Origin of the sequence: Sphingomonas sp. CFBP8993 (assembly GCF_034044895.1) — a bacterium.
GTDB lineage: Bacteria > Pseudomonadota > Alphaproteobacteria > Sphingomonadales > Sphingomonadaceae > Sphingomonas.
In genome coordinates, this window is the sequence record NZ_JAXCWU010000002.1 from 48,599 (window position 1) to 64,077 (window position 15,479).

The following is a 15,479-nucleotide window of genomic DNA, read 5'->3' on the forward strand; positions in this document are numbered from 1 at the left end:
GAGGGGGCAAAGCCGGGGCGGTTCTCCCGGCTTTCACACCATGCTTACCCCACCGACAGCGCCAGCTTGCCGTCACCCTCGTCGACCGTGACGGTCGAGCCGTCCTTCACATTCCCACGCAGGATTTCCTCGGCCAGCGGGTCCTGGAGGTGGCGCTGGACCGCGCGGCGCAGGGGGCGCGCGCCGTACACCGGGTCGTAGCCCACCCGGCCCAGCCATTCGCGCGCCGCATCGGTCAGGTGCAGGGCGATCTTGCGGTCCGCCAGAAGCTTGGCGACGCGGCCGACCTGGATGTCGACGATCGGGCCCATATGGCTCTGGCCCAGCCGGTGGAACAGGATGATCTCGTCCAGCCGGTTGAGGAATTCAGGGCGGAAATGGCCGCGCACGATCTCCATCACCTGCGGCTCGACGCTCTCCACGCTCTGCCCGTCCTCGACATTGGCCAGATACTGGCTGCCCAGGTTCGAGGTCAGGATGATGAGCGTGTTCGAGAAGTCGACCGTCCGCCCCTGGCCATCGGTCAGGCGACCATCGTCCAGCACCTGGAGCAGGATGTTGAACACATCGCCATGCGCCTTCTCCACCTCGTCGAACAGCACGACCTGATAGGGCCGCCGCCGCACCGCCTCGGTCAGCACGCCGCCTTCCTCATAGCCGACATAGCCGGGAGGGGCGCCGATCAGCCGCGCGACGCTGTGCTTCTCCATGAACTCGCTCATGTCGATGCGCACCATCGCGCTGGGGTCGTCGAACAGGAATTCGGCGAGCGCCTTGGTCAGCTCGGTCTTGCCGACGCCGGTGGGCCCCAGGAACAGGAAGCTGCCCAGCGGCCGGTTCGGATCCTGCAAGCCCGCACGCGCACGGCGCACGGCGGTGGAGACGGCGCGGACCGCATCCTCCTGGCCGATCACGCGCTTGCCGATCACCTCTTCCATGCGGAGCAGTTTCTCGCGCTCGCCCTGGAGCATCCGGTCGACCGGCACGCCGGTCCAGCGGCTGACCACGCCCGCGATATCGTCGGCGGTCACTTCCTCGCGCAGCATCGCGCCCTCGGTCGCGGACTGCGCCTCGGCAAGCTGCTTTTCCAGTTGCGGGATGCGGCCATAGGACAGCTCACCCGCCTTGGCGAGGTCGCCCGCCCGCTGCGCCTGGTCGAGCTCGATCCGCGCCTGATCCAGTTGCTCCTTGAGCCTGGCTTCGCCCGCGATCTTGTCCTTTTCGGCCTGCCAGCGCTGGGTCAGCGTGTGCGATTGCTCCTCCAAATTGGCGAGTTCGCCCTCCAGATGGCCGAGCCGGTCGATGCTGGCGGCGTCGCTCTCCCGGCGTAGCCCCTCGCGCTCGATCTTCAGGCGCAGGATGCGCCGGTCGAGCGTTTCGATCTCCTCGGGCTTGGACTCCACCTCCATGCGGATTCGGCTGGCGGCCTCGTCCATCAGGTCGATCGCTTTGTCGGGCAGGAAGCGGTCGGTGATGTAGCGGTTGGACAAGGTCGCCGCCGCCACCAGCGCGCCGTCGGTGATGCGGACGCCGTGGTGGAGTTCATACTTCTCCTTCAGGCCGCGCAGGATCGAGATGGTGTCCTCGACAGTGGGCTCACCGACGAAGACGGGCTGGAACCGCCGCTGGAGGGCGGGGTCCTTCTCGACATATTTGCGATATTCGTCGAGCGTGGTCGCGCCGACGCAGTGCAACTCGCCGCGCGCCAAGGCGGGCTTGAGGAGGTTGGAGGCGTCCATCGCCCCGTCGCCCTTGCCCGCCCCGATCAGCGTGTGCATCTCGTCGATGAATAGGATGATGTCGCCCTCGGCGGCCTTCACCTCGTCGAGCACGCCCTTCAGCCGCTCTTCGAACTCGCCGCGATACTTCGCACCCGCGATCAGCGCGCCCATGTCGAGCGCCATCAGCTTGCGGTCCTTCAGCGTGTCGGGCACGTCGCCGTTCGCGATGCGCAGCGCCAGCCCTTCGGCGATCGCGGTCTTGCCGACGCCGGGTTCGCCGATCAGCGCGGGGTTGTTCTTGGTCCGGCGCGCCAGGATCTGGATGGTGCGGCGGATTTCCTCGTCGCGGCCGATCACGGGGTCGAGCTTGCCGTCGCGCGCCACCTGGGTGAGGTCGCGGGCGAACTTCTTCAACGCGTCATAGCGGTCTTCCGCGCCCGCCGTGTCGGCGGTGCGGCCCTTGCGCAGCTGTTCGATCGCGCCGTTCAGGCTTTGCGGGTTCACGCCGCCCGCCGCCAGCGCCTTGCCCGCCGCATTGGTCGACGCCAGTGCCAGCGCGAGCAGCAGCCGCTCGACGGTGACGAAGCTGTCCCCCGCCTTTTGCGCGACCTGTTCGGCCTGGTCGAGCACGCGGACCAGATCATTGTCGAGGCCGGGCGAGGATTGCGCGCCCGAGCCGGAGACGGCCGGGATACGGGCAAGCGCCGCATCGGTCTCTCGCTCGACACGCTTGGCATCGCCGCCCGCGGCCTGGATCAGGCCGGACGCCATGCCCTGATCATCCTCGATCAGCGCCTTGAGGAGATGTTCGGGGGCGATACGCTGATGGCTGTTGCGGATTGCCACGGTCTGCGCGGCTTGGAGGAAGCCTTTTGCGCGGTCGGTGAATTTTTCGAGGTTCATCTGGGGTTCCTGTCGCTTTCCAGGTCAGATGGTGTTGCATTTGTGCAACACAAGGGGTTGGCGGAATTTCCTGTCCGCAACATGGGATGGCCGTTTCGATAACGAAAGGGTCCGCCGCCATTCCTGACGAAATCGGTTCGTCGTGGTGGGATTGCGGTCCGCCGCACGCCCGCTATGGTCGCGCCATACACTTGAGTGGGGAGACTCAAACAATATGCGTATCAAGTCCGTGGCGCTGACCGGCGCCGCCGCCCTGGCATTTGCCATGTCCAGCCCGGCCGTGCTGGCCCAGACCGCATCGAAGCCCGCGCCCGCATCAAAGCCCGCGCCCGTGTCTACCCTCGTGAAGGCGGTCGATATTCCCTATCAGACCTTCACCCTGAAGAACGGGCTGCGCGTCGTCGTCCACACCGACCGCAAGGCACCCGTCGTCGCGGTCAGCGTCTGGTACGATGTCGGCTCGAAGCATGAGCCCAAGGGCAAGACGGGCTTTGCGCATCTGTTCGAGCATCTGATGTTCAACGGCTCGGAAAACGCCCCCGGCGACTTCTTCGCACCGCTCAAGTCGGTGGGTGCCACCGATTATAACGGCACCACCTATTTCGACCGGACCAATTATTTCGAGACGGTGCCGACCGCCGCGCTCGACCGTGCGCTGTTCCTGGAATCGGATCGCATGGGCTATCTGCTCGGCGCGGTGACGCAGGGCGTGCTCGACGAGCAGCGCGGCGTCGTCCAGAACGAGAAGCGCCAGGGCGACAACCAGCCTTACGGCCTGACCCAGTACAAGATCCTGTCGGGCCTGTTCCCCGAGGGCCATCCGTACGCGCACAGCACCATCGGTTCGATGGCCGATCTCGACCAGGCATCGCTGGAGACGGTGAAGGACTGGTTCCGCAGCCATTATGGCCCGAACAACGCGGTGCTGGTGTTGGCGGGTGACATCGACGTGGCGACCGCCAAGCCGCTGGTCGAGAAGTATTTCGGCGCGATCAAAGCGGGCCCAGAAAGCGTGCTGCCGACGGTGACGATCCCGACGCTGCCCGCCCCCGTCAACGAGGTGATGAAGGACCGCGTGGCGGCGGTCATGGTCAGCCGCAACTGGGCGGTGCCCGGCCTGAACGATCCCGAAAGCGCCTCGCTGGTGGTCGCGGGTTCGATCCTGGGCGGCCTGGCCTCGTCGCGGCTCGACAATATCCTGGTGAAGCAGGAAAAGCTGGCGGTGCAGGTGTCGGCGAGCGACCGTCCCTTCGCGCAGGTGGGCATGTTCAACATGACCGCGATCGTGCGCCCCGGCGTCGACCCCGCAATGGTCGACAAGCGGATGCAGGAAATCCTGGCCGACTTCCTGGCCAAGGGGCCGACCGCCGACGAGGTGCAGCGCGCCGTGACCCGTTATGTCTCGGGCCGTGTCCAGGGACTGGAATCGGTCGGCGGCTTTGGCGGCAAGGCGGTCGCGCTGGCCGAGGGCGCGCTCTATTCGAACGATCCGGGCAAATATAAGAAGCAGCTGGAACAGATCGCGGCGCAGACGCCCGCGACCGTGAAGGCGGCGGCGGACAAGTGGCTGTCGCGTCCGGCCTATACGCTGACCGTCGTGCCGGGCGCCCGCGACGCCTATGAAGAGGCCAAGGTGCCGCCGCGCGCCGATGTGCCCGCAGCGCCCGACCAGCCCGCCAAGGGCACGCGCGGTGCCCTGCCCGAGGTGGGTCAGGTCAAGCCGCTGAGCTTCCCGACGGTCCAGCGTAGCCGCCTGGCCAATGGCATCGAGCTGATCTACGCGCAGCGCACCGCGGTGCCGGTAACGCAGATCGCCATGTCCTTCGACGCCGGGATCGCGGCCGACGTGCCTGGCAAGCTGGGCACGCAGCGCATGGTCCAGTCGATGCTGGACGAGGGCACCACGCGCCGCAACACGATCGCCATCGCCGAGGAGCAGGAGCGTCTGGGCGCGACGATCGGGTCGAGCGCGTCGAACGACCGCACCGTCGTCGGGCTGGACGTGCCGAGCGCCAACCTGGTCCCCGCGCTCGACCTCTATGCCGATATCGTCCGCAACCCGGCCTTCCCCGATCCCGAACTGGCGCGGGTGAAGACGCAGACGCTGGCGGGCATCAAGCAGGAACTGACCAGCCCGCAGGGGCTGGCGGGCCGTGTCCTGCCGCCGCTCGTCTATGGGCCGACCAGCCCCTATGCCAAGGCGCAGGGCGCGGGCGATCCGGCGGCGGTGGCGGCGATGACCCGTGACCAGCTGGTCGCGTTCCAGCAGGCCTGGCTGCGTCCCGACAAGGCCAAGGTGTTCGTGACCTCGGACCGTCCGCTCGCCGAGGTCAAGGCCGCGCTCGATCGCGTGTTCGGCGACTGGCGCGCCACCGGTACGGGCGGCGTGAAGAACTTCACCGCGGGCCAGCCCTCCGCGCCGAAGATCGTGCTGGTCAACCGCCCGGACAGCCCGCAGTCGATGATCATGGCGGGTGCGCCGACGTCCTTGAAGGGCATCGACAATCTGCTGCTCCAGAACACGGCGAACGACGCGCTGGGCGGCAGCTTCCTCAGCCGGATCAACACCGACATCCGCGAGAACAAGCACTGGTCCTACGGCGTGCGGGGCGGGTTCCAGACATCGGAATTCGCGGCGCCCTACATCATGTCGGCACCGGTCCAGGCGGACAAGACCGGCCCCTCGATCGACGCGCTGCGGGTGGACGTGGCGGAGTTCCTGACGACCAAGCCGATGGATCGGGTCGAGTTCGACCGCGCGATCACCGGCGCGATCCGCTCGCTGTCGGGCAATTTCGAAACCTCGGGCGCGGTCCTGTCGGCGATGCAGGCCAACGACCTGTATCGTCGCCCGGACAATTACTATGCGACGATCACCCAGCGTTATCAGGCGATGACCCTGCCAGAGCTGAACAAGTCGATCCAGGCGGCGTTGAACCCCAAGAGCTTCGTCTGGGTGGTGGTCGGCGATGCCAAGACGGTCAAGCCGCAGCTCGATACGCTGGGCCTGCCCGTCGAGGTGATCGAACCATCGGCGGTCGTCGCGTCCGCCCCGGCGGCACAATAAGGGAGAGTGGCAATGGCCGATATCGACGGAACCTGGGACTGCATCGTGAAGTCGCCGCTGGGCGACCAGGAGATGACGCTGACGGTCACGACCGAGGGTGATCGCTTCACGGGTTCGGGCGGCGGCCAGATGGGCGCAATGGATATCGAGGGCGACGTGTCGGGCAACACGATCCACTGGAAGATGTCCATTTCCTCGCCGATGCCGATGACGCTGGACTGCGAAGCGACCGCCGATGGCGACACGCTGACCGGATCGGTCGGCGCGGGCGCGTTCGGCAGCTTCCCGCTGTCGGGCACACGCGCGGGATGATCTTCGCCCGGTGAGACGGGGAAGGGCGGTGCGTCGGAGGACGCGCCGCCCTTTTTCGTGGGGGTGGGGCGTGGCCTTCGACTTGGCTGAGGCTGAACGGGGGTGGGGTAAGCGCGGCTCCATACCAACCGCTGTTCAGGCTGAGCGAAGTCGAAGGCCATGGGCTGAACCCACCACATAACCGGTTCAATTCCCGCCAAATCCCGTTACGCTGCCCCCAAAGACACATAGGGGACCAGCATGATCGACCGTCGCCATTTCCTGGGCGGGACCGCCGCCATGGCCGTCGCTGCGCAAAGCGAGGCCATCGTCGCCCAGGACACCCCCTCGGCCAAACTCACGGCGCTGTTCGACACGCTGGTCCAGGAACAGCTTCGCCGTGGTCCCGAGGGCGCCACCAATCTGGGGCTCGACACCGGTCCCAACGCCGATCTGCGCAGCAAGCTCTCCGACCAGTCGCCCGCCGGGATCGCGGCGGCAAAGGCCGCGACCAGGGCCGATCTGTCGCGGCTGGAGGCGATCGACCCCGCCACCCTGTCGCCCGAGGAGCGGATCGACCTGGAATCGATCCTCTACACCCGCCGCTCGGCACAGGCGGTGCAGGCATTCGACTTCGGCGGAAGCTCATACGGTCCCAGCCCCTATGTCGTGTCGCAGCTGTCGGGCGCATACCAGTCGGTGCCGGACTTTCTCGACACCAAGCACAAGATCGCGAGCGCGGGCGATGCCGATGCCTATGTGATGCGGCTGCGCGCCTTTGCCCGCCAGATCGACGCACAGACCGACCGGATGCGCCATGATGCAGGCCAGGGGGTGGTGCCGCCCGACTTCATCCTCGATCTGGCGCTCGAGCAGATGGGCAAGACCCGCCAGCCCGCGTCGGAAGCGCTGGTGGTCCAGTCGCTGGCGCGTCGCACCGCCGAAAAGGGGCTGGGCGAGCGTTACGGGCAGCAGGCCACCCAGATCTACGACGCCGAAATCCTCCCCGCGCTCGACCGCCAGATCGCCCTTGCGCAGGCGTTGCGCACCAAGGCCACGCATGATGCGGGCGTCTGGAAACTGCCCCAGGGCGCGGCCTATTATCCGGTCGCGCTGAAGGCCAATACGACAACCAGCTTCTCGCCCGACGAAGTCCACCGCTTCGGCCGCGACCAGGCGGCGATGCTGTCGGCGCGGCTCGACGCCCTGCTTCGCAAACAGGGCTTCACGAAAGGAACGGTCGGCCAGCGCATGGCCGCGCTCTACAAGAACCCGGACCAGCTTTACCCCAACACCGACGAGGGCAAGCGCGCCGCCATCGCCTATTGTAACGCACGGCTCGACGCGATCCGCACCCGCCTGCCGCAGGTGTTCGAGCGCATCCCGCCCTATGGCTTCGAGGTGCGCCGCGTACCGCCCCAGACCGAGGCGGGGGCGGCCGCCGCCTTTGCGCAGGCCCCCGCGATCGACGGCTCGCGCCCCGGCCTCGTCTATTTCAACCTGAAGGACAGTGCCGACTGGCCCAAATTCTGCCTGGCGACGACCGTCTATCACGAAGGGCTGCCGGGCCATCAGATGGAAAGCGGGCTGGCGCTGTCGAACACGCGCCTGCCGCTGATCCGCAAGATCAACGGCTTTTCGGGTTATGGCGAGGGCTGGGCGCTCTATGCCGAGCAGCTGGCGGACGAGATCGGCATGTATGACGACGATCCGCTGGGGCAGCTGGGCTATCTGAAGTTCCTGCTGTTCCGCGCCAATCGCTGCGTCGTCGACACCGGACTTCATCACCTGCGCTGGACCCGCGAACAGGCGATCCGCCATTTCGTCGAGGCGGAGGGCGAGGCCGGGGGCTTCGCCACCCGCGAGGTCGAGCGCTACTGCGTCAATCCGGGCCAGGCGGCGAGCTACAAGCTCGGCCATTCCGTGTTCGTCGACATTCGCGATGCCGCCAAGAAGCGACAGGGCGACCGGTTCGACCTGAAGGCGTTCCACACTGCCGTGCTGCGCCATGGCCGCGTGCCGCTCGACGTACTGCGACGCATCGGGGAGGATTGGGCGCGGGCTTGACCCGAATCGGCGTCGCGATGATCCTCCCATGGGAGAATCATGGCGATGCATGGGAGCGTTTCGGTCCGGCAGGACAGAGGGCGGCAATCGGCGGCGGCCATCGCCACGCTGATGGTGCATCTGGCGATCTTGGCCCTGCTACTATGGCTGACGCCGTTCCGATCGGAGCCCAGGCCGGACCAGCCGAGCTTGACGCTGGTGAACGTCTTCCCTCTTCCCGAACCGTCGCCGGTTCCCGTCACGCCGCCACCCCCGGCCCCCGCGCCGGTCGAGCGCGAGAGTCGGGTGATCCGTCCGACCGCCGGGGGCGGCGCGCCCCGTGAGGCGCCGGCACCCGAGGCGCAGCAGGCGGCTCCGGCAGCGGTTGCACCGGCCCATTTCGATCGTGTCGAGCTGCCCGCCCCGGCCGCCGGAGAGGTTACGACCGACCTGCCGCTGCGCACCGGCACCGCGGCCTCCGACGGGCGGGGGCAGGGTCTGGCCAGCGGACGCGGCACGGGGGGTGAGGGCTCGGGGACGGGCAACGGGCGCGGGGATGGTGACGGTCCGGGCGAGGGGCGGCTCCGCTTTTCCTGGGCGGAATGGATCGAAAAGCCGCCTCAGGACCTGATCGACGAGGCCTTTCCGAAAATGGCCCGCATGGGCGGGGTCAGCGGGGTGGCCGTGCTGCTATGCGTGGTGCCGACCCCCGGCCGCCCGAAAAGCTGTTCGATCATCGCCGAGCGCCCCGTCAAGCGCGGCTTCGGTGCGGCGGCCATGACGCTCTATCCGCGCTTTCGCATCCGGCCCCTGATGAAGGGCAACGAGGTCATCCAGGCGCAGGTTCTGGTGCCGGTGACCTTCGACGTGCGGCGGGCGATTCGCTGACCCTTACCGCGTCACCCGGGTGATATGCCCCATCTTGCGTCCCGGCCGCGCCTCGCCCTTGCCATAGAGGTGCAGGTGTGAGCCCTTTTCGCTGAGCGCGCCTTCCCAGGCGTCGTCGCCGATCAGGTTTTCCATCTGCACCCAGGCCCCGGTCAGCGACGTGTCGCCCAGCGGCAGGCCGCAGATCGCGCGGATGTGGTTTTCGAACTGCGAGGTTTCGGCCCCCTCGATCGTCCAGTGACCCGAATTGTGGACGCGCGGCGCCATCTCGTTGAAGACGGGCCCGTTGTCGGTCGCGAAGAATTCGCAGGCGAGCACGCCGACATAACCCAATTCCTCGGCGATGCGGATGGCGAGCGCGGTCGCCTCCTCGGCCTGGGCCAGGATCTCGGCCGGGGCGGGCAGGGTCGAGGTGCGGAGGATCGCGTCGCGGTGGATATTGTGCGGCGGGTCGTAGCGGACCGCCTGTCCGTCTTCGCCGCGAGCGATCACGATCGAGAACTCGTGGCTGAAGTGGATGAACCCCTCCAACACCGCCGGGCCACCGATCGCCTCGAACGCAGCGGGTGCCTCGGTGATGTCGCGGATCAGGGCCTGGCCCTTGCCGTCATAGCCGAAGCGGGTGGTCTTCAGGATGGCGGGGCAGCCGATCCGCTCCAATGCCTCGGTCAGGTCGGCGGCGGAGTTCACCGGTGCCCAGGGGGCGGGGCGGCCGCCGACCTTCTCGACAAAGCTCTTCTCGGCGATCCGGTCCTGCGCGACGCGCAGCGCGGCGGGCGAGGGATGGACGGGCAACCGCTCGGCCAGCCATTCGACTGGCGTCACATCGACATTCTCGAACTCATAGGTCACCACGTCGCAGGCGGCGGCAAAGTCGGTGAGCACGACCGTGTTGTGATAATCCGCGCGGGTCAGCGAGGACGCGGTCTGCGCTGCCACGCTGTCCTCGTCGGGGGCCAGCACCTGGGTGCGATAGCCCAGTTGCGCCGCGGCCACCGCCAGCATCCGGCCCAGCTGGCCGCCACCCAGAATCCCGATCGTCGAACCCGGCTTCAGCATGATCGTCTTACCCTTGCGGATCGTTGGCGACATTGTCGGTCTGGCGCTGGCGCCAGTCCTTGAGACGTCCGGTCAGGCCCTCGTCGGACAGCGACAGGATCGAGGCGGCGAGCAGGCCGGCATTGATCGCCCCCGCCTTGCCGATGGCGAGCGTGCCGACCGGGATGCCACCGGGCATCTGGACGATCGACAACAGGCTATCCATGCCCTTCAGCGCCTTGGACTCCACCGGCACGCCCAGCACCGGCAGGTGCGTCATCGACGCGGCCATACCCGGCAGATGCGCCGCACCCCCGGCGCCCGCGATGATGACCTTGATCCCGCGATCGGCGGCGGTGGTGGCATAGTCGTACAGGCGCTGCGGCGTGCGATGTGCGGAGACGACGCGGGTTTCATGCGCCACGCCCAGCGCATCCAGCGTCTCGGCAGCGTGCCGCATCGTTTCCCAGTCCGAAGTGGACCCCATGATGATCCCGACCGACGTCATATCCGCTCTTCCGCCTTAGCCCCTCTGGCCCCGGTGCCGGAGAAGCGGGCTGACTAGCGGGACGCGGCGAGGGGGGCAACCTCCCGTATACGTTCGGGGGAACCGGCGCGGATTTTTGGCGGAGCGTGGGGGCGTGGGCTTCGACTTCGCTCAGCCTGAACGGAGGTTGGGTAAACCAAAGACCCGTTCAGCCTGAGCAAAGTCGAAGGCCAAGGGACGACACCTGCCCGACAGGGCAAAACCAGGGGTGGTCGCTCATCCGACCAACCCCTGCGTCAATTACCGTTCCGACAGATAATAGCGGTCGGTCGGCGTCAGGTCGTCGGCCAGTTCATAGACGATCGGCTGCGCGGTCGGGATTTCCAGACTGGTGATCTCGTCGTCCGGGATGTTCGACAGATGCTTGACCAGCGCGCGCAGCGAGTTGCCGTGCGCCGAGATCAGTACACGGTTGCCGTCGCGCAGCGCAGGCGCGATGCGCTCGTCCCAATAGGGCAGGACGCGCGCGATCGTGTCCTTCAGGCTCTCGGTCTGGGGAACCGCGATGTCCTTGTAGCGGATGTCGCCCGACACATCGAATTCGCCGCCCGCCTCGGCCGGGGGCGGGGGAACGTCGAAGCTGCGACGCCAGATCTTGACCTGATCCTCGCCATGCTTGGCCGCCGTCTCCGCCTTGTCCAGGCCGGTCAGCCCGCCATAGTGCCGCTCGTTCAGCCGCCAGTGCTTCTCGGTCGGCAGCCAGAGGCGGCCCATCGTCTCCAGTGCCAGGTTCAGCGTCTTGATCGCGCGGGTCTGGAGGCTGGTGAAGGTCAGGTCGAAGTCGAGGCCTTTCTCGGCCATCATCGCGCCCGCCGCACGCGCCTCCGCCGCGCCTTGCGCGGTCACGTCGACGTCCCACCAGCCGGTAAAGCGATTTTCGAGGTTCCAGGCGGACTGGCCGTGGCGGATCAGGACGAGCTGGGGCATGGAAACTCCTTCAATGTGATGGGGACCGCATAGAGCGGCGGGTTCGCCGGGTCGAGGTCAGCCGCGGAAACGGCCCTGCGTCGCAGCGGGGTTGGCCTTCAGCACGCGGCCCATGCGCGTCGGCCGGTCGAGCAGTTCGCCGCCGCAATCGGGGCAGGTCTCGTCCAGTTCGTCGGCACATTCGGCGCAGAAGGTCGTCTCCAGCGAACAGATGAACGCGCCGCCCTGCGACGGGGGCAGGTCCGCGCCGCAGCGCTCGCAATCGGGCCGCATCTCGAGCATCAGGCGGCCACCTCGCGCACCACGTCGCAGATCCGGTCGACCAGCGTCTCGACCTGGCGCTTGTCCTCGCCCTCGGCCATCACGCGGATGACCGGCTCGGTGCCCGACGGGCGGATGACCAGACGGCCACGCCCGGCCAGTTCGGCTTCGGCGGCGGCGATGACGCCCTGTACCTTTTCATGTTCCAGCGGCTTGCCGCCCGCGAAGCGGACATTCTTCAGAAGCTGGGGCAGGGGATCGAAACGGTGCAGCACCTCGCTGGCGGGCGCGCCCGCGCGCTTCAACTCGGCCAGCACCTGGAGCGCGGCGACCAGCCCGTCGCCGGTGCGGGCATAGTCGGACAGGATGATATGCCCCGACTGCTCACCGCCGACATTATAGCCGCGCGTGCGCATCGCCTCCAGCACATGGCGGTCGCCGACCTTGGTGCGGATCAGGCCCAGGCCCTGCGCCGCCAGATGCCGCTCCAGCCCCAGGTTCGACATGACGGTGGCGACCAGGCCGCCGCCCGCCAGCCGCCCTTCGCGGGCATAGCTGGTCGCGATCATCGCCATCAGCTGGTCGCCGTCGACTACCTGGCCGTGTTCGTCGACGATGATCAGGCGGTCTGCGTCACCGTCCAGCGCGATGCCGATATCTGCGCCGCTCGCCACCACCGTCTCGGCCAGCGTCTGCGGTGCGGTCGAGCCGACGCCGTCATTGATGTTGGTGCCGTTGGGGGTCACGCCGATCGCGACCACGTCCGCGCCCAGTTCCCAAAGGGCAGCGGGCGCGACCTTGTACGCCGCGCCGTTGGCGCAATCGATCACCACGCGCAGGCCATCAAGACGAAGCGACTGCGGGAAGGTCGACTTGGCGAAGTGGATATAGCGACCCGCTGCGTCGTCGACACGGCGCGCGCGCCCGATCTTGCCCGACGGCACCAGCGGCACATTCTGCTCGATCAGGTCCTCGATCGATTCCTCGGCCTCGTCCGACAGCTTGTAGCCATCGGGGCCGAACAGCTTGATGCCATTGTCGGCGAACGGATTGTGACTGGCCGAGATCATCACGCCGATATCGGCGCGCATCGAATGGGTCAGCATCGCGACCGCAGGGGTGGGCAGCGGTCCGAGCATCACCACGTCCATGCCGACACTGGTGAAGCCCGCGACGAGCGCCGATTCGAGCATATAGCCCGACAGGCGGGTGTCCTTGCCGATGACGACGCGGTGGCGATGATCGCCGCGCTGGAAATAGGCCCCGGCCGCCATGCCGACTTTCATCGCCATTTCGGCGGTCATGACCGCGCCGTTGGTCGCGCCGCGAATGCCATCGGTGCCGAAATATTTTCTTGCCATACGGCCAAGTCCCTGCCGGTCTAAAAGAGGAAACAGATTGTGGTCGCGTCCCGTTTAGCGTGACCTTTCCAAAAGCTCAAAGACGTCGAAGGGCCCTCATGTCCCGTGCCTCCCTGATCCTGCTCTGTCTTGCCGCCGGTCTGCTGGCCGGGGTGGGGACCGCGACGCTCTCACCCTGGGTCGCGGGATGGGGGATGGACGTGGCGGGGCCGCTGGGTACCTTGTGGCTCAACGGGTTGCAGATGACGGTCATCCCGCTGGTCGTCACGCTGCTGATCACCGGCGTCGCCGCCACCGCGCAGGCCGCGCAGGCGGGGCGGATCGCGGGGCGGGCGATCGTGACCTTCCTCGGCCTCGTCACGCTGACCGCGACGATGGCGGCGCTGGTCACGCCGATCCTGCTGCGTCTCGTGCCGATCCCGCGCGGCGCGGCGGCGGCGTTGAAGACCGCGCTCGGCCATGCCGCGCCCGTCGGGCCGACACCCCCGATATCCGAGTTCCTGACCGGCATCGTGCCCACCAACATCTTTGCCGCCGCGACCAACAACGCGCTGCTGTCGCTGATCCTGTTCACCCTCGCCTTCGCCTTTGCGATAACCCGGATCGAGGTCGAGGGGCGGGCGCAGCTGCTCGGCTTCTTCACCGCGATCCGCGATGCGATGCTGGTCCTGATCGGCTGGGTGCTGTGGCTGGCACCGGTCGGCGTCTTCGCCCTGGCCTTCGTGGTGGGGGCGAGCGCGGGGAGCGCGGCGTTCGGCGCGCTGGTCCATTATATCGGGATCATCGCCACGATCGGCGTCATCGTCATGCTGATGGCGTACGGCGTCGCGGCGATCGCGGCGCGGGTGCCGCTGCCCCGCTTCGCCCGTGCGCTGGCCCCGGCCCAGGCGGTCGCGATCTCGACGCAGAGTTCGCTGGCCAGCCTGCCCGCCATGGTCGAGGGCACGAAGACCCTGCGCATCGCGCCTGCCACCTCCAGCCTGGTGCTGCCGATGGCGGTGGCGATGTTCCGGGCGACGCAGCCCGCGATGAACGTCGCGGTCGCCCTCTATATCGCCGACTGGTTCGGCATCGTGCCCGGCCCGGCGGCGGTCGCGGCATCGGTCGTGGCGGCGATCCTCGTCTCGCTGGGTTCGGCCAGCCTGCCGTCGCAGATCACCTTCTTCGCCTCGATCGCGCCGGTCTGCGTCGCGCTGGGGGTGCCCGCCGCACCGTTGGGGCTGCTGATCGCGGTCGAGACGATTCCGGACATTTTCAGGACCCTGGGCAATGTCAGCATGGACCTTGCCGCCACCGCGACCGTTTCGCGCTGGAGCGGCACGATCGATGAGGATAATCCATGAAATATCGCACTCTCGGCCCCGAGTTCGAGGTCTCCGCGCTGGGCCTGGGTTGCATGCCGATGGCCGGTGTCGGCCGCAACATGTATGGCGAGGCGAGCGAGGCGGAGAGCATCGCAACCGTCCACCGCGCGATCGAACTGGGCGTGACCCTGTTCGACACCGCCGAAATCTATGGCCCGCTGGTCAATGAGGAACTGGTCGGCAGGGCCATTCGCGGCAAGCGCGATGCGGTCGTCATCGCGACCAAGTTCGGCTTTCGCTACGATGGGAACGGCATGACCGGCGTCGATTCCACCCCGGCCAATGTCCAGCGCGCCTGCGAAGGCTCGCTCAAGCGGCTGGGGGTCGAGACGATCGACCTGTTCTATCAGCACCGCGTCGACCCCAACGTCCCCATCGAGGAGACGGTTGGCGCGATGGGCCGCCTGGTCGAGCAGGGCAAGGTCCGCCGGCTGGGCCTGTCCGAGGCGAGCGCCGACACCATCCGCCGCGCCGCCGCCGTCCACCCGATCGCGGCGGTCCAGTCCGAATATTCGCTATGGGAGCGTGACGTCGAGGCGGACATTCTGCCGGCGGTGCGCGAACTCGGCATCGGTTTCGTGCCGTACAGCCCGCTAGGGCGCGGCTTCCTGACCGGGCAGATCTCGTCGCGCCAGGACCTCCCCGAGGGGGATTATCGGCGGAACGACCCGCGTTATTCGGACGAGAATTTCGACCGCAACCTGAAGCTGGTCGAGGTGGTAAAGACCATCGCCGCCGCGCATGACGCGAGCGCCGCGCAGGTGGCGCTGGCCTGGCTGCTGGCGCAGGGCGACGATATCGTGCCGATCCCGGGCTCCAAGCGCCGCGCGACGCTGGAGGATTCGATGAAGGCGGCGGATGTGACGCTGTCGGCGGAGGATCTGGCGAAGCTGGACGAAGCCGCCCCGCGCGGCGGCACGGCCGGGCCGCGTTACGGCGAGCGGGCGATGGCGATGACGCGGCTCTGAGCCGCGTACCGGAGTGATACCCCCGAACCTCCGTTCAGGCTGAGCGAAGTCGAAGCCCACGCCCCGGCCTGTCCGCAGGCGTCATCCCGTGCACTTC

The 15,479-nt window shown here is 67.6% G+C and carries 12 protein-coding genes; 6 read left to right on the forward strand and 6 right to left on the reverse strand.

The window, feature by feature from the left end; all coding sequences use genetic code 11:
• Positions 1 to 44: 44 nt before the first annotated feature.
• Positions 45 to 2,624, reverse strand: a complete 2,580-nt coding sequence (gene clpB / locus SOM26_RS03330) for an ATP-dependent chaperone ClpB (protein WP_320451329.1) — start codon at positions 2,622 to 2,624, stop codon at positions 45 to 47.
• Between the two features lie 214 nt (positions 2,625 to 2,838).
• On the opposite strand from clpB, the gene SOM26_RS03335 reads away from it, so the two are divergent.
• The 4 genes from SOM26_RS03335 (at position 2,839) to SOM26_RS03350 (ending at position 8,916) form a co-directional block, all read left to right on the forward strand.
• Positions 2,839 to 5,691, forward strand: a complete 2,853-nt coding sequence (locus SOM26_RS03335; RefSeq protein ID WP_320451330.1) for a M16 family metallopeptidase — start codon at positions 2,839 to 2,841, stop codon at positions 5,689 to 5,691.
• Between the two features lie 12 nt (positions 5,692 to 5,703).
• Positions 5,704 to 6,003: a hypothetical protein gene (locus SOM26_RS03340; RefSeq protein ID WP_320451331.1), complete on the forward strand. Its 300-nt coding sequence runs from the start codon at positions 5,704 to 5,706 to the stop codon at positions 6,001 to 6,003.
• Between the two features lie 240 nt (positions 6,004 to 6,243).
• Positions 6,244 to 8,049 carry a DUF885 domain-containing protein gene (locus SOM26_RS03345; protein WP_320451332.1) on the forward strand — a complete coding sequence of 602 codons (1,806 nt, stop codon included), beginning with the start codon at positions 6,244 to 6,246 and terminating at the stop codon, positions 8,047 to 8,049.
• 39 nt (positions 8,050 to 8,088) lie between these two features.
• The gene (locus tag SOM26_RS03350) at positions 8,089 to 8,916 is read left to right on the forward strand and encodes a TonB family protein (RefSeq protein ID WP_320451333.1); all 828 of its coding nucleotides are present in this window, start codon (positions 8,089 to 8,091) and stop codon (positions 8,914 to 8,916) included.
• Between the two features lie 3 nt (positions 8,917 to 8,919).
• On the opposite strand, the gene SOM26_RS03355 is transcribed toward SOM26_RS03350, so the two are convergent.
• The 5 genes from SOM26_RS03355 to glmM all read right to left on the reverse strand — a co-directional run bounded on the left by SOM26_RS03355 (position 8,920) and on the right by glmM (position 13,050).
• Positions 8,920 to 9,975: a 5-(carboxyamino)imidazole ribonucleotide synthase gene (locus SOM26_RS03355; RefSeq protein ID WP_320451846.1), complete on the reverse strand. Its 1,056-nt coding sequence runs from the start codon at positions 9,973 to 9,975 to the stop codon at positions 8,920 to 8,922.
• A gap of 7 nt (positions 9,976 to 9,982) precedes the next feature.
• Positions 9,983 to 10,441, reverse strand: coding sequence for a 5-(carboxyamino)imidazole ribonucleotide mutase (gene purE / locus SOM26_RS03360; protein WP_320451334.1), 459 nt, complete (start codon positions 10,439 to 10,441; stop codon positions 9,983 to 9,985).
• Positions 10,442 to 10,741: 300 nt separating this feature from the next.
• Positions 10,742 to 11,428: a 2,3-diphosphoglycerate-dependent phosphoglycerate mutase gene (gene gpmA / locus SOM26_RS03365; protein ID WP_320451335.1), complete on the reverse strand. Its 687-nt coding sequence runs from the start codon at positions 11,426 to 11,428 to the stop codon at positions 10,742 to 10,744.
• A 57-nt stretch (positions 11,429 to 11,485) separates the two neighbouring features.
• Positions 11,486 to 11,710, reverse strand: a complete 225-nt coding sequence (locus SOM26_RS03370; protein WP_320451336.1) for a DUF1272 domain-containing protein — start codon at positions 11,708 to 11,710, stop codon at positions 11,486 to 11,488.
• Positions 11,710 to 13,050: a phosphoglucosamine mutase gene (gene glmM, locus SOM26_RS03375; protein ID WP_320451337.1), complete on the reverse strand. Its 1,341-nt coding sequence runs from the start codon at positions 13,048 to 13,050 to the stop codon at positions 11,710 to 11,712. The genes SOM26_RS03370 and glmM overlap by 1 nt, the downstream gene beginning before the upstream one ends.
• Before the next feature lie 98 nt (positions 13,051 to 13,148).
• Between glmM and SOM26_RS03380 the strand changes: the two genes are divergently transcribed.
• Both SOM26_RS03380 and SOM26_RS03385 read left to right on the forward strand, forming a co-directional pair.
• Positions 13,149 to 14,393, forward strand: a complete 1,245-nt coding sequence (locus SOM26_RS03380) for a dicarboxylate/amino acid:cation symporter (protein ID WP_320451338.1) — start codon at positions 13,149 to 13,151, stop codon at positions 14,391 to 14,393.
• A complete protein-coding gene (locus SOM26_RS03385; RefSeq protein WP_320451339.1) occupies positions 14,390 to 15,382 on the forward strand; it encodes an aldo/keto reductase in 993 nt (330 codons plus the stop codon). The genes SOM26_RS03380 and SOM26_RS03385 overlap by 4 nt, the downstream gene beginning before the upstream one ends.
• The last annotated feature ends 97 nt before the right edge of the window (positions 15,383 to 15,479 follow it).